Raw genomic sequence first — 25,068 nt, 5'->3', positions numbered from 1 at the left:
CGGTTAAAAACTGAGGTTTCAATTGCTGTAGAAGCACATAAAACCCGCTACTATCATTGTGACGTACCAATATGAATGATTGATACAAATTGCTTATCTGGTGTTAATTTTACATTTTTTAGTTATTCAAAGCTTATTCAATACAGCCGTTCATGACTAATTAAAAATACTTATTGATGCATTATTGCATCGAGGGGAAAAATACTAACACTAAATGCAACCAACCTGCTAGAAAACCAGTCAAGCCGCCCAAAACAATCAAGGTCATCTCATCTTCACGAAAGGCTGGGCGCAGTAGATTCTGAAACTCATTTGGCGTCAGTGCACGTATTCTATCGCGAAACAGCCCAAATATTTTACTGGCTCGGCTTTCATTGAGCTCAGGATCACGCAGCGGTACCATCGTTGCCACAATCGATTTATCAATAATGGTGTTTTTCAGCTGCCCATAATCACGGCGGCCCAATCCTACACGTAATGTCGTGCTGATTACTGGTGACTCTAGTACCGTATATAAGTGTGACTTCATCAATTCACGAGTTTGTGCTGAGCGATCACCGTACATCATCTCGTTCATGATGTTCTCTAAAGTAACCAAATCTTTTACCACAATCTCAGCAAAAACTTCCGAAACTTCCTCTTGGCGCTTCATAAAGCCACCTTGCAGACGATACCTTGCGATATGCGGCATGACTGGCTTGATAAAGGGGAAGTGGCTCTGTACCGCAAAAAGTTTCAAATATGGAATAAAATGCGGCTCTACTGGATTAAAAACCATCCAAATCGCAATCCAATTGGTCAAAAATCCCCAGATCGCGGCAAAAAACGGTACAGTCCAATGCTGCGGCACCACCAAAAATATAAACATCTGGATAATACCAAACACTAACCCAATCAAAGCACTGATATGCCAAATAAAATCGATCTCTTTTTGACCGACCTTTAAAAACATATTGACCATCAAGCGACGATCGTTTTCCATGGTGTTGACAATCATTTTACGCATATCGACCAAGTCTTCGACATGATAAGTCAAATCTGTTACAAGCGACTGCATAATACTAGGTAGCTCTTTATGGGCTTGCGCATAGACACGGCGCTTTAGGGCGTAAGGTAAATTACCCCACAATGCTGGCGAGTGATCCAGCATAATCTCATCAATCAATGGCTCAAGGTTTTTGTCCACCGTATCAGTGACAAATATCGCCATTTGCTCAGGCTCCATCGCCTTAAAAAACTCATCAAGTGAACCGAGTTTTGAGAGCGTCTGGTCAACGATAACCCCTGATATCTTGCCCGCTTTGCGCGGAACAATACCTTGCCAACCGATACCTGGCAGCCCAAAAAATGGGAAGTTTGGAATACGAATACCCCAAAACTTAATCGGATAAAACAGCATCTTGAGCGCCATCCACACATGTACCCAAGTGACGAATGCCGTCACTGGTGGAATGGTCAGCATGGCAAAAAACTCTGGGTGCTCAGTTATCGTCTGCCACAATGAATTTACGTCCATGACTTCTCTAGTTCCTGACAGGTTGATTGTCGTTGCTAATATTGTCGTTACCGATAACAAGCCATTAGCAAAATTAGAACGTTTCAAAAAGACGCTCTGCCCATAATAACTGCTATAAATAAATCGCCTGATTTTAGCATACTTGCCATTTATTAGCACATGTAGACCCTTGGCAAGTTGTGACTAAAGATGACACATTTCATGCCCTGCATCTGAGAATAAAGAGATTAATCTAGCTCATCACTTATACAGCATATGGTCACAACAAAATAAGTGGCTGAGTACTGCGCCTTCTCATTTGTTCTGTTATAATTTGTAGTCAAACGATAGACGCCATCTACATACAAATCGATGCACGTTGATTTTAGATCATATAACGCTATGTGATTGAAATCCTTTGTATTATCCTTTAGACTCACCGCACTTTGGTTAACTAACCCGCCCATGTATCCTGCTTTTATTGACTCACTGACCGATTGGGCTCTGATTTTCTATGAATAAACCGCTAACTCCCAATACCGAACAGGTCAACAGTACCTTTACCAACCGTATTATTATCTTTGGGATTTTAATATTGCTGGGTTTGGGCGGCCTGATAACGCGTTATGGTTATTTGCAAGTCTACGCTCATGATAAGTACACCACGCAAGCCGATAACAACCGCATCAAGCTCATATCTGCACCGCCTAGCCGCGGTTATATTTATGATCGTAATGGGATAATTTTGGCGGATAACCAGCCAGTCTTTACGGCCATGCTAAGTCCTGACGAGATTGACAACCCTGAGCGCACCTTAAACTTGTTAGCCCCCATCTTTGATCTCACAGAAGAAGACATCACAGATATTTTGGCGCGCTTGAGCAAAAACAAAAACGACCCTGTGACCATCAAAATCGATCTCACAGAGGCGCAGCTGGCTCAGTTTAGTGAGCGTAAGCCGTTCTTTCGCGGTGTTTCTATCCAAAGTAAGCTGACGCGTGATTATCCTTATGATGAGCTATTTGCTCATGTGATCGGTTACGTTGGTCGTATTAACGATAAAGAGTCTAAGCGTATTGATAAAGACCGCTATGCAGGTACTGATCTGATCGGTAAAATTGGTATTGAAGACTATTACGAAGATATTTTGCTTGGGCAACCAGGCTACCAGTCGGTAGAAACAGATGCTCATGGCAACATCCTACGTCAATTGGACACCAAACCGCCTACCTCTGGTAACGATATCACGTTGAGCTTAGATTATGGGCTGCAAAAGATTGCCCAACAGCAGCTAGATGGACGCCGCGGTGCAATCGTCGCAATAGATCCCCAAAACGGCGACGTGCTGGCGTTTGTCAGTAACCCAAGCTATGACCCAAACCCTTTCATATCAGGTATCTCCTTCAAAGACTATGATGCGCTGCGGGAAGACCTTGATCAGCCACTATATAATCGTGCGCTCCAAGGGACATATCCACCTGGCTCGACCATCAAACCATTTGAGGGTCTAGGCGGTATTCACTACGGCTTGCGAGATTGGAACAGTACTATTTATGATCCTGGCTATTTTAGTTTACCAGGAGACAGCCATCGTTTCCGTGACTGGAAGCGCGGGGGTCATGGTACGGTTGATTTGAAAAAATCTATCCAAATGTCGGTTGATACTTACTATTATAAACTGGCTTATGAGATGGGTATTCAGCGTCTGCACGACTGGATGGTGCGCTTTGGTTTTGGTGACAAGACAGGCATTGATCTTCCTAATGAAAAATCAGGCATTATGCCATCACCGAAATGGAAAAAAGACACGTACGATAAAGACTGGCTACCGGGTGAAACCATCTCTGTCAGTATTGGACAAGGCTATTTCTTGGCAACGCCACTACAGATTGCCAACGCCACAGCCATGACCGCCAACAAGGGGTATCATATTACCCCGCATTTGCTAAAAAGCAGCGACGGCGCGGCAGAGGTAAAAGTGATCACCAAACCAGATGGCAAAATTGAATACAACGGTCAGCCTTCTGACTGGCTACGTATGCATGCTGCGATGGAAAGCGTGGTAGAAAACGGCACAGGTCGCGGCATCTATACCCCGCGCTATCGTATCGCTGGCAAAACCGGTACCGCACAGGTGAAGTCTATCGCTCAAGGCAAACGCTATGATAAATCGGCAATCGATAAGCGTCATTGGGATCATGCGTGGTTCAATGGCTTTGCGCCCGTAGAAGATCCACAGATTGCACTTGCCGTATTGGTCGAAAACGGTGGTGGTGGTAGTACGACTGCCGCTCCTATTGGCCGTGCCCTATTTGATTACTGGATGCTACAACGCAAAACTGATCCCATATTGCCCCCTTCAGCCGATGAGCTCAAAGTCATCAAGCGCCAAAAGGCTTTTGAAAAAGCCATGAAAGACGCATTGCGTGAAAAAGAGGCAAAGGCGTTAGCAGAACAGGAAGCAGCAGAAGCAGAGGCACAAACGGCAGCAGCCACCTCTGAATAGCGACATTTTAATAGACATTTCTAATCATTAACTGTCATGTCTAATAAGTAGAGACGCCTCAGAAAAAAGACAATAAAAGAGACTCTAGCATGAAAAAACCTACAAGCGGGCGGGCAGCAAAAAAGAACCCTAAAGCAAAAAGTGCCGCAGCCGGTGATGTGCGTATCATTGGTGGGCAGTTCAAGCGCCGTATTGTCAGCTTCATCGAGGCAGATGGATTACGTCCAACGCCCGACCGCTTGCGAGAGACGCTATTTAACTGGCTATTGGCTGATATTCATGGTGCACGCGTACTCGATAGCTGTGCAGGCAGCGGCGTGTTAGGGTTTGAGGCGTTGTCTCGCGGCGCAGCTCACACCACTTTTATTGAAGTTAATACGGCACAGAGCAACATGCTACGTCAAAGTGCTGAGCAATTACGCCTTGATACCGCAGCTTACACGGTCATCACTGGCACGGCTGAGCAAGTACTGAGTCAAAATCAATTGATCGAGCGCCCGTTTGATATCGTATTCATTGATCCCCCTTATGCTCAAGATCTATGGCAGCCTATTTTGACCGCATTGATTACTCGTAATTTAATAGATACAAATACGCTGATTTATCTAGAAGCCGATAAAGACTTGGTAGAACAGCTGAAGCAACTAGAAGAGAGGCTTAATGAAAATCGAGACACCCAACTAGAGACAACTCAGCAGACAATCCGCTTTGAATGCTTGAAACAAACCAAAGTCGGGCAAGTTGTCGCTGGACTTTATCGGCTGTCACCGTCATAATTGCACAGCAATATCTAAAAGCATCGTTAGTTATTGTGTAATAAGCAATATTTAGTAAAACCATTCAATACCTGTAAAAATGTTTAAAACCGCTTAAAAACTGGCCAAACGCTGCAGTTTAATGTATAAAGGCGAAAATAAACCCCAATGCAGCTTGCAAGCGTAGGCGCTACTGCTTATAATGTGCAGTCTGTTTTTTGAGAGCCCCGTTCCCAGCTAAACTCTCAACGAATTCTAATTTTAAGGTTTTATCATGAAAACACTTAGTGCAAAACCAGCTGAAGTGACCCATGACTGGTATGTCGTAGATGCTGACGGCAAAACCCTTGGTCGCTTAGCCACTCAAATCGCTAGTCGCTTACGTGGCAAGCACAAGCCTTCTTATACTCCGCACGTAGATACTGGTGACTTCATTGTTGTCATCAACGCAGAAAAAATCGCGGTAACGGGTAAGAAAGCGCAAGACAAAAAGTACTATCGTCACAGCGGCTACCCAGGTGGTATTAAAGAAACCAACTTCACAAAGCTGATTGCACATAAGCCTGAAGATGTTCTACACAAAGCAGTTAAGGGTATGCTTCCAAAGGGCCCTCTTGGCTATGCGATGATCAAGAAGCTGAAACTATATGCGGGTACTGAACATCCACATACTGCACAGCAACCTAAAGAACTAGACATCTAAGGATATACTTATGGAACGCAATTACGGAACTGGTCGCCGCAAGACGTCTACTGCTCGTGTCTTTTTATCAAAAGGTACTGGTAGTATCGTTGTTAACGGTAAGCCATTAGACGAATACTTCAGCCGTGAAACTTCACGCATGGTTGTTCGTCAGCCATTAGAACTACTAGACTCTGCTAACCAATATGACTTATATGTCACTGTTGCAGGTGGTGGTATCAGTGGTCAAGCTGGCGCAATCCGCCACGGCATCACACGTGCATTGATCGAAGCTGACGAAACTTTGAAGCCTGCCCTAAAAGCAGCTGGTTTTGTTACTCGTGATTCACGTCAAGTTGAACGTAAGAAACTGGGTCTACGTAAAGCACGTAAACGTCCACAGTTCTCAAAACGTTAATCAAAGCACTTTCTTATCTTTTTGCTACTGTTGTCTTTTTCTCGGAGCGATGGTAGCAAACTCAAGTGAGAGAAGCGTTTTGCAAAACCTTATAAGCTGGTCACAGCTTATAAGGTTTTTTTATGCCTGCTGATTGGCCCATAGATTGTGTAACTAACTCTCATTGCAATAGCTATCGATATACGTACTTTATATTAACACTGCAAAGTAAGAACCTTATAAACATTCTCACTTGCAAAGCGTTTGAGCCTACCCCATCATATCAATAACTTTTCATCATTAGCTGCAATGTGATACACAGTGCGGCAGAAGGATATTATGAAAGCGCCAGAACAATACGATCCCAGTAAACCATCTGCCAATAGCAGCGTGCCGCCTAGCATGAAACAGTCGGCTAAGTCGCCTGCTATACCTGCTGGCACCCCAACGATTACACAAAATCAAAAGCGTACCGCGCAAGCAGAAAACAAGCCCTTTCAATGGCAGTTTTTATTGCCAAAGTATTGGGGTATTTGGTTGCTGTTTTTGGTGATGTTACCCATGATATATTTGCCACTGCGTTGGCAATTTTGGCTAGGTCGTAAGCTTGGCATATTGATTTATAAAGCTGCAGGCTCACGCAGGCGTGACACTCTGATTAATCTAAAGCTGGCATTTCCAGAAAAGCCAGAAGCTGAGCGTGAATTGATGGCCAAGCAAGTCTTTGTCAATCAAGGTATTGGGGTGTTTGAAACCTTATGTGCTTGGTTCCGTCCAAATATATTTACTAGAACGGTATCTATTTCGGGGTTACAGCATCTTGTTAATGCGCAAAACGAGCAGCGTCCGGTTATTCTATTGGGTGCGCATTATACGATGCTCGATTTGGGCGGCTTACTGTGTTCTCAATTCTTCCCTGTCGATTGTATGTATCGTACGCAAAACAACCCTTTATTAGACTGGTTTATTTATAATGGTCGTACCAATATATTCGGTAAGCAAATCTCCAGCCGCGATATGCGTAGCTTAGTCACCTCTATCAAAGCAGGTCATGTAATCTGGTATTCTCCCGATCAGGACTACGGTCTTAAACAAGGCGTCATGGCGCCATTTTTTGGGGTACCCGCTGCAACAATTACCGCATCACGCCGTATGGCAAAATTAGGTAGCAAAACGCATCCGCCCGCCGTGATGGCGCTACATACTTATCGGCAGACACCAGATAATCTGCCACGTGGTAAGCGGCCTCATTATCATCTGACCATTACCCCGGAGCTTGAGAACTATCCAAGTCGTGATGAAGTCGCTGATGCTACTCGGGTCAATGAAGTCTTAGAAGGCCTCATTCGTATTGACCCTACTCAGTGGATGTGGTTTCATCGTCGCTTTAAGCATGGGCCGAATGGTCGTACCGATATTTACAAATAAGCAGACGATGATTGCTAAGAAAACGGCTTGAAAAATTTGCTATACTTTGCGATTAGTATTTTGCCCCTTTGATCGTACATTTATAATAATTTGATAAACAAAATAACGGATTTCTCATGAGTAACAACAGTACTTCTGACAGCCAAACCTCTGACAACTCAACCGAAGCCAAACGCATTCTCACTGGTATCAAACCCACAGGTATCCCGCACCTTGGCAACTACGTTGGTGCGATTCGTCCTGCCATCCAATCTATTCAAAACAGCAATGACGATGCTTTTTTCTTCTTGGCAGACTATCACAGCATTATTGGTTGCCATGATCCTGCGATCATCCACGAGTCAACCAAAGCCATTGCCGCGACATGGCTCGCCTGTGGTCTCGATCCTGAGCGCGTGACCTTTTATCGCCAGTCAGATGTGCCTGAGATTCTAGAATTGTCATGGATTTTGAGCTCCTCATGTGCCAAAGGCCTCATGAACCGCGCTCATGCCTACAAAGCAGCGGTCGATGCCAATATGGAAAAAGAAGACGTTGATGCTGATCAAGGGATTAACATGGGTTTGTTTGGCTACCCTGTATTGATGGCCGCTGATATTTTGATGTTTAATGCCACGCATGTGCCTGTTGGCCGCGACCAAATCCAGCACATTGAAATGGCGCGTGACATGGCTGGTACGTTTAACCATCGTTATAAAACGCTCTTTACCCTACCGTCAGCGGTGGTAGACAATGATATACCACTACTTACTGGCCTAGACGGCCGCAAAATGAGTAAGAGCTATAGCAACACCATTCCATTGTTTGGTGAGCCGAATCCGCAAGTTAGCTCTGAAAAACAAATGCACAAAGCCATCATGAAAATCGTCACCAACTCACAGCTGCCTAATGAGCCAAAAGATCCTGATGACTCTGCTCTGTTTGAGATATATAAAGCATTTGCCACTCCTGAAGAAATCGCTAACATGCGTGCGCAATACGCAGCAGGTATTGGCTGGGGTGACGCTAAGCAAGCACTATTTGACAAGATCAATGATGAGATTGCCCCGTTCCGCGCGCGTTACGAAGAGCTCATGGCCAATCCAAAAGAGCTAGAAGAAATCCTACAAATGGGTGCGGAAAAAGCCCGTCGTCATAGTCGTAAGCAATTAGACAAGACTCGCCGCGCTATTGGTATCCGCCCACTTGCCAAACTTAAGTAACACATAAGTTATCGGTGGATATAATTTATGTCGGTACATAAGTCTTTTGAGCGTACTCATTTTTTGTCGTACTGCCAGTCTTTATATAAGACTGACAGTACGTATGATTCTAAGCAAGTAGACAGACTCAATCGTCACCGTCATGTAGAGCCAGAGTCTGCTGAATTTTTGGCCAATATTGCTACGATAACCAAGCCAAATAAAGTGTTAGAGATTGGTACTTCAACGGGTTTTTCGACCCTATGGCTGGCTTATGGTCTACGTCATCAGGCTGAGTGTGACTTTATATCGCTAGATATCGACGAAAGCCGCAGTGATACCGCTCGCCAGCATCTGCAAAATACGGGGCTATCTGACACTGTTAGATTAATCGTGCAAGATGCCTTTATTTTTTTAAATAGCAATGAAGATGTCTTTGACCTAATATTTTTGGATGCAGAGCGGCAATTTTATCTCGATTATATCGAAGGTCTGCACAAGGTATTGGACGTAGGTAGTGTACTAATCGTCGATAATGTCATCTCTCATCACAATGAGGTTTGTGCGTTCTTAGCAGAATTCACCAATGATTCTCGTTATATTTGTCATACGTTAGATGTTGGTGCTGGATTATTTATGGCAGTACGCCAGGAACATTAAGTATTATGGATACATCCAACACGACTGCTCTGCGAATCTATCAGACGCCAGTACAGCATCTACCAGACGATCTTTATGTTCCGCCGCAAGCGTTTGCGATTTGGTTAGAACAATTTGCAGGTCCGTTAGACTTTTTATTGTATTTGGTCAAAAAGAACAACGTCGATCTAACGCAAATGCCCATACTGCCAATTACTGAGCAGTATCTTGCCTATATCAGCGAATTGGATACCGATCATTTTGAGTTAGCAGGAGATTATCTCCTGATGGCCTCTACACTCATTGCCATTAAAACCGAGCTGCTATTACCTGCCCCTGACACGCCTACCGATGAGCGTGACCCAAAAGCAGAACTGATTGAGCGTTTGGAAGAATATGCCCAAATCAAAGTCGCCAGTCAGCGCTTAGATAATTTGGTACGTTTAGAGCGCGATGTATTTTTGGCCATGGTAAGTATGCCCAGTCAAGACGTTATGAATGCTGAGTTGCCTAGCTACTCGCCTACTCTGCTGATCGATAGCTTGTTCAAAATGCAGCTACAGCCAGACTATCAAATGCATACCATCAAAATTGATGCCGTACCACTTTCTGATCGTATCGCTAGTATTAGCCGGCAACTGAGCACTGATGGTGCCCGCTCCTTTTATGAGCTACTAGACAAAGCACAGGGTAAGATAGGCGTGGTCGTGAGCTTTGTCGCCGTACTTGAATTGATCAAGCGGCAATTGGTTGGTGTGGTACATACAGAACCCAACAATGATGCAAGCACGTTAATGAAATATGATACCGATCCATCCGATATAGACAATCAATCCCAAGAGCTAACCCTACAGTGGTTGGCATAACAAGCATTAGATTAATTTTCTAGCTTGACCGTTATTGAACACATAATATTAAGATAAGAGCATACTTTAGATGGTAGATACTGACGACCCGAAGCAGCATGATAAAGCAGAACCTACACGTGCCGCTGCTACTGCCTCTATTGAGGATAATCATACCTCTCTTGAAGATGTGAGCAAGCGCATCGAGGTGCTCTTACACGCTTCAGAGGCGCCGCTGACAGCACAGGCATTAAAGAAGCATTTGTCATTATCTAGCAAGGCATTAAAGCAAGCCTTAGAAGTGCTAGAGCGACGATTAGAGACTGGTGTGCTGAACCTACATGAGACAGCCAGCGGCTACCGCTTACAAATTTCCGATGCCTATAGCAGCTTAATTCAGCAGATTTTTCCACAGCGTCAAGAGCGTCTGAGCCAAGCCTTACTTGAAACTTTGAGCGTTATTGCTTATAAGCAACCTGTGACACGTAGTGATATCGAGCAAGTGCGCGGTGTGACGTTATCAAGTAATATACTGCGCCAGCTATTTGATAAAGGATGGATCATTGAAAAAGGCTACAAAGAGACCTTAGGCCGCCCAGCATTACTTCATACCACTACGCAATTCTTAGATGCGTTTGGGTTGAGTCATTTAAATGAGCTACCACCGATGCCAGATATGGAATCCATACGAGCTATGTCTTAATTTTTCTGCTGACCAAAATATCATTACGTTCATAAAAAAGGACAGATCACATAAGATCTGTCCTTTTTATTTAGCTATCACTCTTAGTTGCCTTCAATCTTAGATACTTTCAACCTTAGGTAAATAGCAAAATATAACTAATTAGCTGGTCCTTATTGATTGATGACATCAACACCTTTTGGTGGAGTAAACTTAAACTGACTGCTACCGATACTTGGGTTCATTTTGATACCACTAAACTTAATAGAGGTCGTTTGACCAAGCGTATCATTCAATACCATCATCACAGGTTTACCGCCACTAAAGCTCATTGATAGGCTCTTAAAGCTGGCATTATCAGATTTTGGGTACAACACATAGTAGTTCTTATTGCTATATGGCTGAGTGATTTTAAAGTTTTGGTCAATCTTGCTTGGATCGCCTGATAACAACAGTGCTGGCGTATTACCTACTTGGCTATCCACATTTTGTTTAGTCGCTTGCTCTAGATCTTTGTCATAGATCCACATAGAGTTGCCATTGGCCACGATCAGCTGATCTGATGGTGACTTGGTTTCCCAGCGAAAGTTATTCGGACGTTGGACACTCATAGAGCCTGTAAACGTACCACTGCTAGCGCCTTTGGTGGTTTGGCTAAAATTAGCTGTCATGCTTTTGGTATTGGTCAGTAATTTGTTCAGGCGTTTGGCCGCTGTCATATTATCAGCAGGCGCTGCGGTGGCAGACTGAGTCAATGCCATCATAGGCGCTGCTACGCCGAGTGACGTCATCAAAACACCAGCTAAAGCACCAGTCATCATTTTTTGTTTGGTCGATTTTTTGGTAGATAAAGTCATCAGTAATCCTCTCTAAAAAAGCATCATCGCTTTAAAAATAGTCGCTTAAAAATAAAATAACTTATTAAAATTTTTCCTATTGATGCCGATCTCACCGTTATAAAACAGGTATCAATCAGCAATGGCAACAGTGTGCCAGTTTTTTTATTACGCGCCTAGTCATGATTTGCAATCATTACTACGCCTGCCATACACACTTGTAACCAAGACAGTTACACGGTAAAAGTTTGCATTTATCATGATAAATTATTAACACTGTGCTCATAAAAAGCCAGTGAGCCAAGTGTTACGAGTATTTATGCTATATAAAATTGCTGACCAAACCTCTAACAAAAATTAGGTATTGATTGAGAAGGTCTTATAAACGCAAAAAGCCCCTACTACCATCAGGCAGTAAGGGCTTTTTAGTTATCCGACCATTTTATTCAAAAAATAAAATGACCTAAACGGATAATTATGCGTTTTCAACCGTTACATAACGACGGTTAAATTTACCTTTGGTCTCAAACTTTACAACACCATCATTTAGTGCAAATAAAGTATGGTCACGACCCATGCCAACGCCTTCGCCTGCGTGGAATTCTGTACCACGTTGACGAACGATGATGTTACCAGCTGTGATAGCTTGGCCACCAAAGATTTTTACGCCTAGCATTTTTGGGTTTGAATCACGACCGTTACGGCTCGAACCGGCAGCTTTTTTATGTGCCATGAGAAAATCTCCTTGTTAATGTGACTTATCGCTTATGCGACAACTCTTAAGCATTTAGTGCGCTATTTAGCAAACATTGCTAAACGGGTAATTAGGCATTAATGGCTTTGATTTTTAACAAGGTGTACCATTGGCGGTGACCTTGCTCTTTGTGATAATGCTTACGACGGTTGTGCTTGATGATACGGATTTTTTCGCCGCGACCATGCTCAACAACTTCAACTTCTACGCTAGCGCCATCAACAACAGGCTGACCGATTTTGACGTCATCGCCGTCAACAACCATCAACACGTCTTCAAATTTGATTGTTTCGCCTTTTTCTGCTTTTAGCAATTCAACTTTAAGCAATTCATCGACGACTACACGGTGCTGTTTACCACCAGTTTTAATTACTGCGTACATTGTATGACTCCGTTTAACCCGTGTGCCGTGGCTGATGTTATACCAACGCTTTTACGACGAACACGACAGGGAAAAATTAAAGGCAAGATTTTACGGCTTTTTGCTTATAAAAGCAAGCCGCGCGTCTTGTTTTTGCAAGGTGGTTACACTAAATCACCATCATCTGCATTGTTATATACGCTACAGATTACCAACCCGTCGTAGACGACGATACTGATAAAAGCAGCATAACGATGGTTATAAATGATAGCTTGCGCCTAACGGGGGCTATTATAACTTATATAATCAGTTACTTACAGCCTTTTATCTGTCATTTATGTGACGATAAAACCTCGTGATAAGTTAACAGTCTTATCATCAAACTATTGAATGCTTTCATCAATTTGCACTACCTTCTATGCATGATAATAGGCGCACAAGCTAACTCTGAGCTACCCTTGGGATGTACTTTAACCAACAATTTTCAGAGATAGCTATGCTATGATAAGCGAAACCATACCTTACCCATAGATAAATGAAGTCAAGGTTATAAAAACTCTCTTTACTCTTATTAATATGACTATTTATTATGACTATTACCTCTTTAAGTAACACCGATTCCATTCCGCAATCAACGCCTAGCTATGCTGATATTCAAAGTATCGTGGCCAATGATTTTGAGGTGATGGACAAGCAAGTATTTGGTAGTCTCAACTCAAAAGTACAGCTCGTCATGAGCGTCTCTCAGCATGTAATCAATGCCGGTGGTAAGCGTATGCGCCCGCTGATTACGCTATTGTGTGCCCGTATGTTTGACGACAATCCATCAGAAAAAGCGATGCATCTAGCAGCCATTACTGAGATGCTACATACCGCAACCTTAGTTCATGACGATGTGATCGACGAGTCAGGACAGCGCCGTGGTAAGCCGACGGCAAACGCTACATGGGACAATGCCACCGCCGTATTGGTCGGTGACTACTTAATTGCCCGTGCCTTTAATCTCTTGGTTGGTTTTCAAAGCTTGCCATTGCTGCAAGTATTCTCAGACGGGACTTGTGATATTGCTGAAGGCGAAGTATTGCAGCTACAACATCAGCACAACCCTGCCGCAACAGAAGAAGACTACTTACGCATTATCGATGGCAAAACCTCTCGCCTGTTTATGATGGCGACTCAAGGCGCTGCTATTTTGCAAGACAAAACAGAATATATGGCCGCATTAGGCGACTTTGGACAGCACTTTGGTAATGCGTTTCAAATTATCGATGATGTGCTCGATTATAGTGGTGATAGCGACGTGATGGGCAAAAACCTAGGTGACGACCTTGCAGAAGGCAAGCCTACCCTGCCGACTATCAAAGCCCTTGAGTTACTCAAAGACAGTGACAACGAAGGCTATGAGCAGCTACGAATCGCTGTGCAAACGGGTAAAACACCAAATGCTGAGCAACTGATTGAGTTAGTACGTAGCTCAGGCTCATTAGATTATTGCAAGCAGCGCGCTTTGGAAGAGACTAGGCTCGCACAACAAGCCCTCAGCACACTGCCTGACAATCGATATCGTCAAGGTTTGTATCAATTGACTGAGCTTGCTAGCGCACGATTGGTATAATTAAATATGAGTCGTCTGTGTTATCGACTAATTAAGACAACCAGCTAGTTAGAACAACGAGCTGATTAAGACGACTCATTGTTCAGCAGCGCTTTTAGCAATCAATGAACAGCAGCCCCGTAACTTGAAAGCGACACTCTTCAAAAACCTATTCTCTTCAAAACTAACGTACCAGCTAAATAGTTACCTTTCTTTAAGTTTCATAAATCTTTGCAGTACTATAATCATGTAAGGATTTTTGAAGGTTGGATGATATTTATTCACGCCTAATAGAGAGGTGCTGATAACGATTTCTTTAAGGTCGTAATTAAGGGTTGCTAAATTTGTTGAATTGTTTACAAAGCAGGTTTTTTGCCGTTTTAAGACCTTAATGCTACTAGGGCTTTACGATTATAACAAAAAATTACAATAAATTTCGATAGTAGGTTGTATGTGTCTTAATTAGCTGTTAGTTGGCCTAACGCTTACTATAGCGACATTTTGTTTATTCATAAAACATGATATTTCCGCTTTTTACTCTCCGTCCTATTATGAATCGCTTGACTGTGGGGTTACCCCAATAGTTTATAATAACTCATTAAATTTACTAATCCATTTTGTGGTCTACCTACACTTTTGATACCCAATCAGCTGACAGCACTACTTCATTTATCTCGCTATTGAATGTCCTATTGGCGAGGTTTTTGCCGAGTCAGTTTATTCAAAGGCTATATTAGCAACGGTAGTGTGAACCTGCAAAATTAGTAAAATTTTATAATTTATATACCAAAATTTATTGTTTAACTTTTTATACTGTCATTATTTTTATTTACATATTGCCGAGGACATTGATGAAGCACTCTACTCTTGCGCTTGTAATAGCATCTGTACTATCTGGAGCTGTACTGGTTGGCTGTGACAAAAACGATGACGCCGCTGGTGAGCAAGCCGCACAGCAACAAATGCCGCCTGCAGTTGTCAACGTTCAGACTGTCACTCTCGACACCGTCCCCCAAGTACAGACTTTTTCTGGACGTACTGCAGCTTATCAAACTGCCGACGTCCGCCCACAAGTAAATGGCGTCATTGACGAAGTGTTATTCCGTGAGGGAAGCAATGTCAAAAAAGGTCAGCCACTTTATCGTATTAATACTGATAACTATGCCTCTTCGGTAAGCAGTGGTCAGGCAGCTGTACAGCAATCACAGGCGAACTATCAAACAGCATTGGCGAATAATGCCAATGCAAAAGCTGAGCTAGTCAGCCGCCAAGCGTCATTGGCTCAGGCGCAAAATGACTTACAACGTCTGCAAGGCTTGGTGAGTATCAATGCCATCTCACAGCAGCAGTATGAGCAAGCTCAAACTGCCGTACGTACCGCGCAGGCAGCTGTACAGAGCGCCGCAGCTGCTGTCGGTCAGACACAAGCGGGTATCGAAAGCGCAAAAGCAGGTATTCAAACCGCGCAAGCTGGTCTTGATGCTAGCACATTGGATCTGAACCGTACTATCGTACGCGCCCCTCTTAGTGGCCGCACTGATCGCTCAAGCGTGACTGCTGGTACGCTGGTTAGCGCCGGTCAAGCGGATCCTTTGGTTACCATTTCGCGCTTAGACCCTATCTACGTTGATATCAGTCAGTCTTCTTCTGAGCTGCTCAAGCTACGTCAGCAAATAGCAGACGGCTCAGCTCAGCCAGGCATGAATTCAGTTGAGTTGGTGCTAGAGGATGGTTCAGTCTATCCCGTGCGAGGCAAGCTTGCTTTGTCTGAAGCAAAAGTGGATGAGTCAACAGGTGCGGTTACCTTGCGTGCGATTTTCCCAAACAGCAACAATATTTTGCTACCGGGTATGTACGTGACGGCTCGCTTAACTCAAAGCGTCATTACCAACGCAGCACTAGTTCCTCAAAGCGCTGTCACGCGTACGCCTAAGAGCGAGACGCAAGTTTATATCGTTGATGAAAACAACAAGATTCAAGTACGTCCAGTCACTATCAACGGTACTTATGATGGCCAGTGGGTTGTCACTGATGGCTTAAAAGCAGGTGACAAAGTAGTTGTGATAGGCGGTGCCAAGGTTAAGCCTGAGCAAGAGGTGGTTGCCAAGCCACTAGAGAGCGCAAATCCAGCGCCATCTGCACAAAGTGCACCGAATGCTAAGACGCCGCAGCAAGCTGCAAAAACAATGGATAAAAAGCCAGCTAGCAATGCCACTTCTAGTGAAAAATCAACAGAAGCCGCTGCTAACTAATTCCATTCAAAGACAGGAAGACTTAGGGATATACTATGTCACTTTTTTTTATTAATCGCCCTATTTTTGCTTGGGTGCTGGCTGTTTTGGTCATGCTCATCGGGGTGTTATCGGTTCTTAATCTACCGATTGAACAGTATCCACGTATTGCGCCACCGACGATTTCGGTCAGTGCAAGCTACCCTGGTGCTAATGCTCAAACCGTTGAAAACTCCGTTGTACAGGTCATTGAACAACGTATGAAAGGTCTAGATGGCCTAATGTACATGTCATCATCGAGCTCTTCGAATGGTGGTGCATCAGTCACGCTGACTTTTGAAAATGGTACGGACTCTGATACCGCACAAGTACAAGTACAGAACAAACTGCAAGCTGCGATGAGCGCGCTACCGGAATCGGTACAGCGTCAAGGCGTCAACGTCAACAAATCATCCAGCAGTTTTATGATGGTACAGGCGTTCATTTCTGAAGACGGCAGTATGGATCGGGCCGATATTGCCGATTATATCAACTCAAATGTCCTCGATTCGATCAGTCGTGTCGAAGGTGTAGGTGAAGTTCAGGTCTTTGGTTCTACTTATGCCATGCGCGTTTGGCTTGATCCTGCACGCCTACGCAGTTATAACATGGTGCCATCTGATATCGTCAATGCGATACGAGCGCAAAATGCTCAGGTATCTGCTGGTCAATTAGGACAAGCACCTGCCGATACCGATCAACAAGTCATTAACGCAACCGTTACTGTTCAAAGCTATCTACAAACGCCCGAAGAGTTTAAAAACATTCTGCTGAAAACAGATGTCTCTGGTGCGCAAGTACGCCTAGGTGATGTAGCAGACGTCGAAATCGGTAGTGAAAACTATAGCGTTGTATCCTTGTATAATGGACAAGAAGCAGCTGGCCTAGGTATCTCGCTTGCTGGTGGTGCCAACGCGCTTGAAACTCGTGAGGCTGTTGGTGCACGTATGGCAGAGCTGGAGCAAAACTTCCCAGCAGGTTTAGCATCGGTTGTTCCCTATGACACAACGCCATTCGTGAAGCTTTCTATCGAGCAAGTCGTGCATACGCTTATTGAGGCTATTGTCTTAGTATTCATCGTCATGTTCATTTTCTTACAGAACTGGCGTGCAACCATCATTCCAACGCTTGCCGTACCTGTTGTCCTATTAGGTACGTTTGCGGTGCTATACGTTGCGGGCTTTAGTATCAACGTGTTGACCATGTTTGCTATGGTACTCTCCATCGGTCTGCTGGTCGATGATGCGATCGTTGTGGTAGAGAACGTCGAGCGTATCTTGGAAGAAGATCCTCATATCTCTATCAAAGACGCGACTACCCAGTCGATGGGTGAAATTAGTAAGATTGTTATTGGTATCGCGCTTATTTTGTCTGCCGTATTCATACCAATGGCGTTCTTTGGTGGCTCAACAGGGGTGATTTATCGCCAGTTCTCCATCACGCTGATTACCAGCATGGTGCTATCAGCCATGGTCGCGCTTATTTTTACTCCTGCGCTATGTGTGACCTTGCTAAAACGCGGTAAGAGTCACGAAAAAGGCAGTACCGAAAAGCAAAAGGGTTTCTTTGGTTGGTTTAACCGTGGCTTCTTTAAACTTAGCCGCTCTTATGAAAACTTTGTAGGCAAAAGTATTCGTTTTAAATGGTTATACATGATTGGCTATGCAGCGATCATCGGTATCATGGCGGTCGTATTCTTACGTATTCCAGGCTCATTTTTACCAGAAGAAGATCAGGGCATTATGTTTACCTTGGTTCAGCTTCCTGCGGGCTCTACATTAGATGAGACGCAAGACGTACTGGATAAAGTTAGAAACTATTACGATACTCAAGAGACTGACAACATTGCGTCTGTCTTTACCATTGCAGGCTTTAGTTTTGCCGGTCAAGGTCAAAACATGGGTCTGGCATTCGTTCGATTGTCAGATTGGGAGGAGCGTTCTGGTGATGAAAACACAGCGCAAGCTGTCGCTGGTCGCGCGATGGGTTATTTCTTTACTCAGATAAATGAAGCACAAGTATTCGCCATTGTACCGCCAGCAATTACTGAGCTTGGTAATGCCAGTGGTTTTGATTTGATGCTTCAGGACAGTGGTAACCTTGGGCACGACGGGTTACTTGAAGCCCGTAATATGCTCTTAGGGATGGCAGCACAGAACGATCAAGTATCCGGTGTTCGTCCTAACGGTCAAGAAGATTCACCACAGCTCAAGGTCAACATCAACCAAGAGCAAGCGGCCGCTTATGGCCTATCATTGAGTAACATCAATAGCGTCATCTCGACCGCGTGGGGCTCAAGCTATGTCAATGACTTTATCGATCGCGGCCGTATCAAACGTGTCTATGTACAAGGTGAAGCCAGCAGCCGTACCAACCCTGATGATATCGGTAAGTGGTATGTACGAAACGAGACAAATGATATGATTTCATTTGATGCATTCTCTAGCAGTGAATGGCAGTCAGGTTCGCCGCGTCTTACTCGTTATAACAGCTTGCCATCAATGAACATCCAAGGTAGCGCAGCTCCAGGTTTGAGTACTGGTGAAGCCATGAACTCAATGGAAGCCATGATAGAAAAATTACCTGAAGGCATCAGCTATGAGTGGACAGGTATGTCATTGGAAGAGCAAAAATCAGGTGCCCAGGCGCCGATGCTTTATGCGCTTTCAATCCTAGTCGTGTTCTTGTGCTTGGCAGCACTATATGAAAGCTGGTCTATCCCCTTCTCTGTCCTATTGGTCATTCCACTTGGGGTATTGGGTGCGGTGATATTTACGTGGCTACGTGGTTTTGCCAACGATATTTATTTACAAGTGGGTCTACTCACCGTCGTTGGTTTGTCCGCCAAAAACGCCATTTTGATTATCGAGTTTGCCAAAGAACACCAAGAGGAAGGTTATAGTCTCAGAGAGGCTGTTATGACAGCCGCGCGTCAACGTCTGCGTCCGATTATTATGACCTCACTTGCCTTTGGACTGGGTGTTGTGCCATTATTCTTGGCAAATGGTCCAGGTTCAGGCAGTCAGAACGCTATCGGTACCAGTGTTGTCGGCGGTGTTATCACTGCCACATTATTAGGCATCTTCTTTATTCCTATGTTCTATATCTGGGTGCGTAGCGCGTTCCCGCACAAATATGAGAACAACAAGCCAAACGATAGAGATGATGGCAACGGTACGCCTGACTCGCACAACCCAATGCCTTCTGATAACTATCAGCCTGCAAGCCTTGGAGACAATAGATAATGAGTGCTCAAAATATGTTTATCACCAACTCAGCAGCAGTACCAGTATCTGCTGCACAGCCAGCTATCTCACGCTTGCGCAAAAATGGTAGTCGCCTATTAGGTTTGACTGCCTTAGCAATGAGCATGGCAGCTTGTAACACCATCCCAAAAGCTGATATGAGTCCTGTCCTAGCAGAGCCAAATATCCCCATGGAACAGACCTACGGTGCGTTCGATGAGGAAACCATCAGTACTCCTGAGCAGCCAAGTATTGCTGCCCAGCGTTGGCAGAACTTTTATAGCGATGAGCGCTTAAAAGGACTGATTGCGCTGGGTCTTGAGAAGAACAAAGATTTTGAAAGTGCGCGTTTGGCAATTGAAAAAGCACGCGCACAATATCAAATCACCGATATCAATGACGCCCCATCCATCAACGGCAGCGCAGGCTATACTCGTCAGGCACAGAACCGTGTCAGCACTAGCCCAAACAGCAGCTATAACGTACAGCTTGGTCTTGCCAGCTATGAGCTAGACTTTTGGGGTCGAATAGCCAGCCTAAAAGATCAAGCACTGCAAAGCTTCTTGGCAACCACTGCTGCCAAAGATGCCACTCAGATCAGCCTGATTAGTAATATTGCCCAAAGCTATGCCAATCTCAGCTACAGTCTGGCACAGTTGAAGTTGGCAGAAGCCACCGTACAGAGCCGTGAGCAGTCCCTGTTTATTGCTAATAAGCGCTTTGAGGCAGGTATTGATCCCAAGCTACCATCACTACAAGCCAGCGCCTCACTTGAGAATGCTAAGCTAGCGGTACTGCGTGCGCAAAGCAGTATTCTGCAGTCACGCAATGCCTTGCAGTACTTGGTGGGCGGCGCTATACCAAATGAGCTGATCCCAACGCCTGCGGTCAGCAATATCACTACTCAAAAGATATTTAGCGCAGGACTGCCAAGCGAGTTGTTACGCTACCGTCCTGATGTGCTACAAGCAGAATATAACCTAAAAGCGGCTGGTGCCAATATCGAAGTGGCGCGTGCTGCTTATTATCCTTCGATCAGCCTTGCCAGTAGTGTTGGTGTGAGTAGTAGCAGCTTGAGTGATTTGTTCAAAAACAGCGCGGTTGGTTGGTCGTTTGGTCCTAACATTAGCGTGCCTATTTTTGATGCTGGTCGCTTGGATGCCAATTACGATGTCGCGCAAATCGAACGCAAGCAAACATTGGCAAATTATGAGGGTGCTATTCAGACCGCCTTCCGTGAAGTGTCAGACGTACTGGCTACGCGTGCTACTTTGGGTGAGCAGCTACAGTCACAGTATCGCTTGCAAGATAACTTTGAGCAGACTTATCAAATTGCTGATGCGCGCTTCAAAGCCGGTCTTGATAACTATCTAGACGTGCTTGATGCTCAGCGTTCACTGTTCTCTACTCAGCAAGGTATATTGGATCTAGAGCTACAGAAAATCACCAGTCAAGTTGAGCTGTATCAAGCCCTCGGTGGCGGTGCCAACCTTGATGTGCCCGCAGTGATTCCTGTACCGCAGCACACCAACTTAGCCCAAATCGTTACTGGATCTGCCGAGAGTGCAAAAGCCAAAGCAACAAATGCTATTCAAGCAGCTGGCTCAGCACCTGTTGTGTCTCCACAAGAGGCTTTAGCAATCAAGCAATCTCAAACGACAAAAACCACCACTTTTGAACCCACTGCCATCGTCGATGTGAATGATGATGGTAGAAAAGATGCGGCCGTCGGTGTGGTGACTGAAGAGACTCGCTTCAATGATGCGAGCGTTGAACAGGTGCCTGTCACACAGATTGTTGAGCCTTAAATCATGGGTTCATAATCTCGTGACGTAATCGTATCTTCACGTTGATAGTCGATAAGTATCATCAGCCCTACCGACTTAACTTGGTAGGGCTTTTTGCTTTATTTTGAGCCTTTTAGTTATAGTAAAATCGTTTTATAAGTCGCTTTTTTGAGAAGTCAATGCCATAAAGCATGACGCCATAAAAAACGACTTATAAAATAATTTTCACTCGAGCAACACCATAACTATTAAAATGATAGTAAGGAATTATTATGAGCTATACGTTTAACCGCCAATACCCTGCCACTCGTTTGCGTCGTCTACGCTATAACGATAACGTGCGAGCAATGATTCGTGAAGTCGAACTACATCCCAAGCACTTTATCGCGCCTGTCTTTGTATTAGAAGGCGACAACCAGCGTGAAACGATCTCTAGCATGCCGGGCGTTGAGCGTTTATCAATCGATTTGCTTGTTAATTATGCCAAAGAGCTTTTGGCAGAGGGTGTCACTACCATCGACATCTTCCCTGTCATTGACAATGCATTAAAAACCCCTGATGGCAAAGCCGCTTACGACGAAGATGGTCTTACCGCACGCGCAGTAAAAGCGGTCAAAGATGCCGTACCAGAGATGGTCGTCATGACTGATGTCGCACTAGACCCTTATACATCGCACGGTCAAGATGGTTTGCTCGACGATAGCGGTTATGTGATCAACGATGCAACCACCGAAGTATTGGTCAAGCAAGCCCTTGTGCATGCTCGTGCTGGTGCTGATATCATCTCTCCTAGTGACATGATGGATGGGCGTATCAAAGCCATGCGTGATGCCTTTGAAGCAGAAGGCTTTGTTAATACCGCGATCATGGCCTACTCAGCCAAATATGCTTCTGCTTACTATGGTCCGTTCCGCGATGCTGTTGGTAGCGCTGGTAACTTAAAAGGCGGGCACAAGAAGCAGTATCAAATGGACTTTGGCAATCGTGCAGAAGCCTTGCATGAAGTCGCTATGGACATCAATGAAGGCGCTGACATGGTCATGATCAAACCAGGCCAGCCATACTTAGACCTCATCCGTGAAGTCAAAAACACCTTTGGTGTACCAACCTTTGCCTATCAAGTCTCTGGTGAATATGCCATGCATATGGCTGCTATCCAGAATGGTTGGCTCAGTGATGCTGTAATTTTAGAATCTCTGATTGGTTTCCGCCGTGCTGGTGCCGATGGTATCTTGACTTACTTTGCATTAGAGGCAGCCCGTCAGCTAAACAATGCTTAATATCAATTAAAATACCTTTTACATCGTAAAACACCCCAGCTGCTTTATAGTCGCTGGGGTGTTTTTTTTAGTGATATTCTATTTATGCTGAGCCTTTCTCGCTCACACGTATAAAGCAAACATGTCTATAGCTGATCACGATTATGTGCTGTCGTAAAATCAATAGCAGGGCCAATAGGGATGATACGAGTGGGATTGATATTGGCGTGGCTCGTGTAATAATGTTGCTTGATGTGCTCCATATTCACTGTCTCAGCGATACCTGGTACTTGATACAAATCACGCAGATAGCCCCACAGGTTTGGATAGTCGATAATGCGGCGTAGGTTGCATTTAAAATGCCCAACATAGACCGCGTCAAAACGAACTAAGGTGGTAAATAATCGCCAATCCGCTTCGGTGATAGTGCTCCCTGTGAGGTAACGCTTATCTGCTAGACGGGCTTCAAGTGTATCTAATGCGGCAAACAGCTCAATCACCGCCTCTTCATAAGCTTCTTGTGTGGTCGAAAATCCAGCCTTGTACACACCATTATTAATCGTCGTATAGACAAACGCATTAATGTCATCGATTTCTGGCAATAACGATGCTGGCGAAAAATCACCTGCTAGTGCGCCAACCTCATCAAAAGCTGAATTAAACATACGAATGATCTCTGATGATTCATTACTCACAATCGTATTGGTCTTTTTGTCCCATAAAATCGGAACGGTAACTCGTCCCGTATAATTGGGTTTTGCTTTAATATAAAGCTCATAAGCATAATCTGCATGGATAAGCGGATCAGCAATCACGCTCTCGCCCTCTGCAAACGTCCAGCCGTGCTCTCCCATAAAAGGATGAACCACAGATATCGGAATGATATCCTCTAGACCTTTGAGCTTACGATAAACCAAAGTGCGGTGTGCCCAAGGACAGGCTAGCGACACGTATAAGTGATAGCGATCGGATTCAGCTTTAAATCCGCCAACACCTGTAGGACCTGCACTGCCATCTGCAGTTACCCAGTTCCTAAACCCGGCATCTTCACGCTTAAAACGCCCGCCGTTTTCTTCCGTGTTGTACCATTTATCTTGCCACTTACCATCTACCAATAAGCCCATGTTATCCTCCGACTAATTCTAATTTCATTGAATGCTTGTTTAACACGAATGACTTTACATCATTGCTATTATGACCATCACATTCGTTAGAGAGATATAATACCAGTTATAGGCGCTTATCCATTAGGTTTCACCCTTTTATTAACAATAAAAACTAAACGTGTTAAATTAAATATTTAGAAAACATACATAAAAAACATACTGCAATGTTTGATAATGGTGCGCAACATCAAATATTATGATAATAAAATAGAATTATTATAAAAAAGGCTTGCAAAGTCTGAGAAACTTGCTAAAATGCTCAACCTAAATAGGCGTATAGCTCAGTTGGTTAGAGCGCTACCTTGACATGGTAGAGGTCAGCAGTTCGAATCTGCTTATGCCTACCAAATTTAGAAAGCCCCGATCTCACGATTGGGGTTTTTTTTGTCCGTGAAATATGGGCTGTAGCGGAAAAGGAAACTATACGTCGATTCAAATTACCTCTTTTCTCACTTTCAGCAAACATCATCAAAAAACGTGTGTGCCCAAATTGTGCCTAAGTTGCGCCTGCTATCTATTTCGCCTTTCTTTCAGAGTAGCACTTTTGACCTCTACCCTAAACTATCTAAAGCAATCTCAAAATTGATTTACTTCTCTTTATCTAGCGACTCGTTAGGTACATAAGTAAATAAATCACCTACTTCAATATCTAGTGCCTCACAAATTTTATCCATAGTGTCAAAATCTATTCTTGAAGTCTGTTCGTTATAGATCTTGTGCACTGTCGACTTACTAATTCCTGTCATCCTTATTAGATCTGCCACCTTCATACGTCGTTCAGCTAGTAGCACTGGTAAATTACATAAAATCATTAATAATTCCTTAATAGACTAAAAAAGTACTTGCATCAACTAACAATAGCTAGTAAATTACTTCTATCGAACAACAAATTACTTTTATAAAACTATTTGTTATCTCGATAAAACAACCTAGTTATTTAATTGGCTTACAAGGAATTTATTATGTCACATACCTACCTAACTACCCAAGAGCTTTCTGAGCTCATCAAATATAACCCTCGTACTATCCGTAATGAGCTCAAAGATAGCGTGCTTATCGAAGGCATTCATTATATACGCCCATTCGGTGGTCGTAAAATTTTGTACATTTGGGAAGAGATTGAAAAAGATATGCGCACTGGCATTGCCGGTAGCGTCAATGCCATGGCACTACAATAAGGAGGAAT

Annotated in this window: 21 protein-coding genes and 1 tRNA gene; 16 read left to right on the top strand and 6 right to left on the bottom strand. The window is 44.1% G+C overall.

Features of this window, described 5'->3' with window-relative positions; all coding sequences use genetic code 11:
- Positions 1-181: 181 nt before the first annotated feature.
- Positions 182-1,516 (bottom strand): hypothetical protein, encoded by a 1,335-nt coding sequence (locus tag QO189_RS08285; RefSeq protein WP_371532507.1) that lies wholly within the window; start codon positions 1,514-1,516, stop codon positions 182-184.
- Between the two features lie 493 nt (positions 1,517-2,009).
- Between QO189_RS08285 and mrdA the strand changes: the two genes are divergently transcribed.
- The 9 genes from mrdA (at position 2,010) to scpB (ending at position 10,631) form a co-directional block, all read left to right on the top strand.
- Entirely contained in the window at positions 2,010-4,001 is a 1,992-nt protein-coding gene (gene mrdA / locus QO189_RS08280) for a penicillin-binding protein 2 (RefSeq protein ID WP_371532361.1), read from the top strand.
- A gap of 89 nt (positions 4,002-4,090) precedes the next feature.
- Positions 4,091-4,777, top strand: a complete 687-nt coding sequence (gene rsmD, locus QO189_RS08275) for a 16S rRNA (guanine(966)-N(2))-methyltransferase RsmD (RefSeq protein WP_371532360.1) — start codon at positions 4,091-4,093, stop codon at positions 4,775-4,777.
- 253 nt (positions 4,778-5,030) lie between these two features.
- The gene (gene rplM / locus QO189_RS08270) at positions 5,031-5,459 is read left to right on the top strand and encodes a 50S ribosomal protein L13 (RefSeq protein ID WP_201598506.1); all 429 of its coding nucleotides are present in this window, start codon (positions 5,031-5,033) and stop codon (positions 5,457-5,459) included.
- Positions 5,460-5,469: 10 nt separating this feature from the next.
- A complete protein-coding gene (gene rpsI, locus QO189_RS08265) occupies positions 5,470-5,856 on the top strand; it encodes a 30S ribosomal protein S9 (protein ID WP_058025929.1) in 387 nt (128 codons plus the stop codon).
- Positions 5,857-6,174: 318 nt separating this feature from the next.
- Positions 6,175-7,263, top strand: coding sequence for a lipid A biosynthesis acyltransferase (locus tag QO189_RS08260; RefSeq protein WP_371532359.1), 1,089 nt, complete (start codon positions 6,175-6,177; stop codon positions 7,261-7,263).
- 116 nt (positions 7,264-7,379) lie between these two features.
- Positions 7,380-8,465, top strand: a complete 1,086-nt coding sequence (locus QO189_RS08255; RefSeq protein WP_371532358.1) for a tryptophan--tRNA ligase — start codon at positions 7,380-7,382, stop codon at positions 8,463-8,465.
- Positions 8,466-8,492: 27 nt separating this feature from the next.
- Positions 8,493-9,104 (top strand): O-methyltransferase, encoded by a 612-nt coding sequence (locus QO189_RS08250; protein WP_371532357.1) that lies wholly within the window; start codon positions 8,493-8,495, stop codon positions 9,102-9,104.
- Between the two features lie 5 nt (positions 9,105-9,109).
- Complete coding sequence (locus QO189_RS08245; protein WP_371532356.1) at positions 9,110-9,949, top strand: ScpA family protein; 840 nt, start codon at positions 9,110-9,112, stop codon at positions 9,947-9,949.
- 70 nt (positions 9,950-10,019) lie between these two features.
- Positions 10,020-10,631 carry an SMC-Scp complex subunit ScpB gene (gene scpB / locus QO189_RS08240; protein ID WP_371532355.1) on the top strand — a complete coding sequence of 204 codons (612 nt, stop codon included), beginning with the start codon at positions 10,020-10,022 and terminating at the stop codon, positions 10,629-10,631.
- Positions 10,632-10,783: 152 nt separating this feature from the next.
- Here the strand turns inward: scpB and lolA are convergent, their stop codons facing one another.
- The 3 genes from lolA to rplU form a co-directional block, all read right to left on the bottom strand.
- A complete protein-coding gene (gene lolA, locus QO189_RS08235; protein WP_371532354.1) occupies positions 10,784-11,467 on the bottom strand; it encodes an outer membrane lipoprotein chaperone LolA in 684 nt (227 codons plus the stop codon).
- A gap of 454 nt (positions 11,468-11,921) precedes the next feature.
- Positions 11,922-12,179 carry a 50S ribosomal protein L27 gene (gene rpmA / locus QO189_RS08230; protein WP_058025936.1) on the bottom strand — a complete coding sequence of 86 codons (258 nt, stop codon included), beginning with the start codon at positions 12,177-12,179 and terminating at the stop codon, positions 11,922-11,924.
- A gap of 91 nt (positions 12,180-12,270) precedes the next feature.
- On the bottom strand, positions 12,271-12,582 hold the full coding sequence (rplU, locus tag QO189_RS08225) for a 50S ribosomal protein L21 (protein WP_058025937.1): 312 nt from the start codon (positions 12,580-12,582) through the stop codon (positions 12,271-12,273).
- A 568-nt stretch (positions 12,583-13,150) separates the two neighbouring features.
- Here rplU and QO189_RS08220 point away from each other — a divergent pair.
- The 5 genes from QO189_RS08220 (at position 13,151) to hemB (ending at position 22,737) form a co-directional block, all read left to right on the top strand.
- Positions 13,151-14,176: a polyprenyl synthetase family protein gene (locus tag QO189_RS08220; RefSeq protein ID WP_371532353.1), complete on the top strand. Its 1,026-nt coding sequence runs from the start codon at positions 13,151-13,153 to the stop codon at positions 14,174-14,176.
- Positions 14,177-15,006: 830 nt separating this feature from the next.
- Positions 15,007-16,407 carry an efflux RND transporter periplasmic adaptor subunit gene (locus QO189_RS08215; RefSeq protein WP_371532352.1) on the top strand — a complete coding sequence of 467 codons (1,401 nt, stop codon included), beginning with the start codon at positions 15,007-15,009 and terminating at the stop codon, positions 16,405-16,407.
- A gap of 35 nt (positions 16,408-16,442) precedes the next feature.
- Positions 16,443-19,670 (top strand): efflux RND transporter permease subunit, encoded by a 3,228-nt coding sequence (locus QO189_RS08210; RefSeq protein WP_371532351.1) that lies wholly within the window; start codon positions 16,443-16,445, stop codon positions 19,668-19,670.
- A complete protein-coding gene (locus QO189_RS08205) occupies positions 19,670-21,478 on the top strand; it encodes an efflux transporter outer membrane subunit (protein WP_371532350.1) in 1,809 nt (602 codons plus the stop codon). Before QO189_RS08210 ends, QO189_RS08205 begins: the two co-directional genes overlap by 1 nt.
- Before the next feature lie 251 nt (positions 21,479-21,729).
- Positions 21,730-22,737 (top strand): porphobilinogen synthase, encoded by a 1,008-nt coding sequence (gene hemB / locus QO189_RS08200; RefSeq protein ID WP_201602855.1) that lies wholly within the window; start codon positions 21,730-21,732, stop codon positions 22,735-22,737.
- 125 nt (positions 22,738-22,862) lie between these two features.
- Here the strand turns inward: hemB and QO189_RS08195 are convergent, their stop codons facing one another.
- Complete coding sequence (locus QO189_RS08195; protein WP_371532349.1) at positions 22,863-23,840, bottom strand: glutathione S-transferase family protein; 978 nt, start codon at positions 23,838-23,840, stop codon at positions 22,863-22,865.
- Between the two features lie 312 nt (positions 23,841-24,152).
- On the opposite strand from QO189_RS08195, the gene QO189_RS08190 reads away from it, so the two are divergent.
- Positions 24,153-24,229, top strand: a tRNA-Val gene (locus tag QO189_RS08190).
- Between the two features lie 240 nt (positions 24,230-24,469).
- Here the strand turns inward: QO189_RS08190 and QO189_RS08185 are convergent.
- A complete protein-coding gene (locus tag QO189_RS08185; protein WP_095570171.1) occupies positions 24,470-24,694 on the bottom strand; it encodes a helix-turn-helix transcriptional regulator in 225 nt (74 codons plus the stop codon).
- A gap of 150 nt (positions 24,695-24,844) precedes the next feature.
- Between QO189_RS08185 and QO189_RS08180 the strand changes: the two genes are divergently transcribed.
- A complete protein-coding gene (locus QO189_RS08180) occupies positions 24,845-25,060 on the top strand; it encodes a hypothetical protein (RefSeq protein ID WP_075107543.1) in 216 nt (71 codons plus the stop codon).
- Positions 25,061-25,068: the final 8 nt, after the last annotated feature.

Origin of the sequence: Psychrobacter sp. Arc29 (genome assembly GCF_041431175.1) — a bacterium.
Taxonomy (GTDB): domain Bacteria; phylum Pseudomonadota; class Gammaproteobacteria; order Pseudomonadales; family Moraxellaceae; genus Psychrobacter.
The sequence above is the reverse complement of the archived record's forward strand: the minus strand, read 5'-3'. Positions and strand labels throughout refer to the sequence as shown.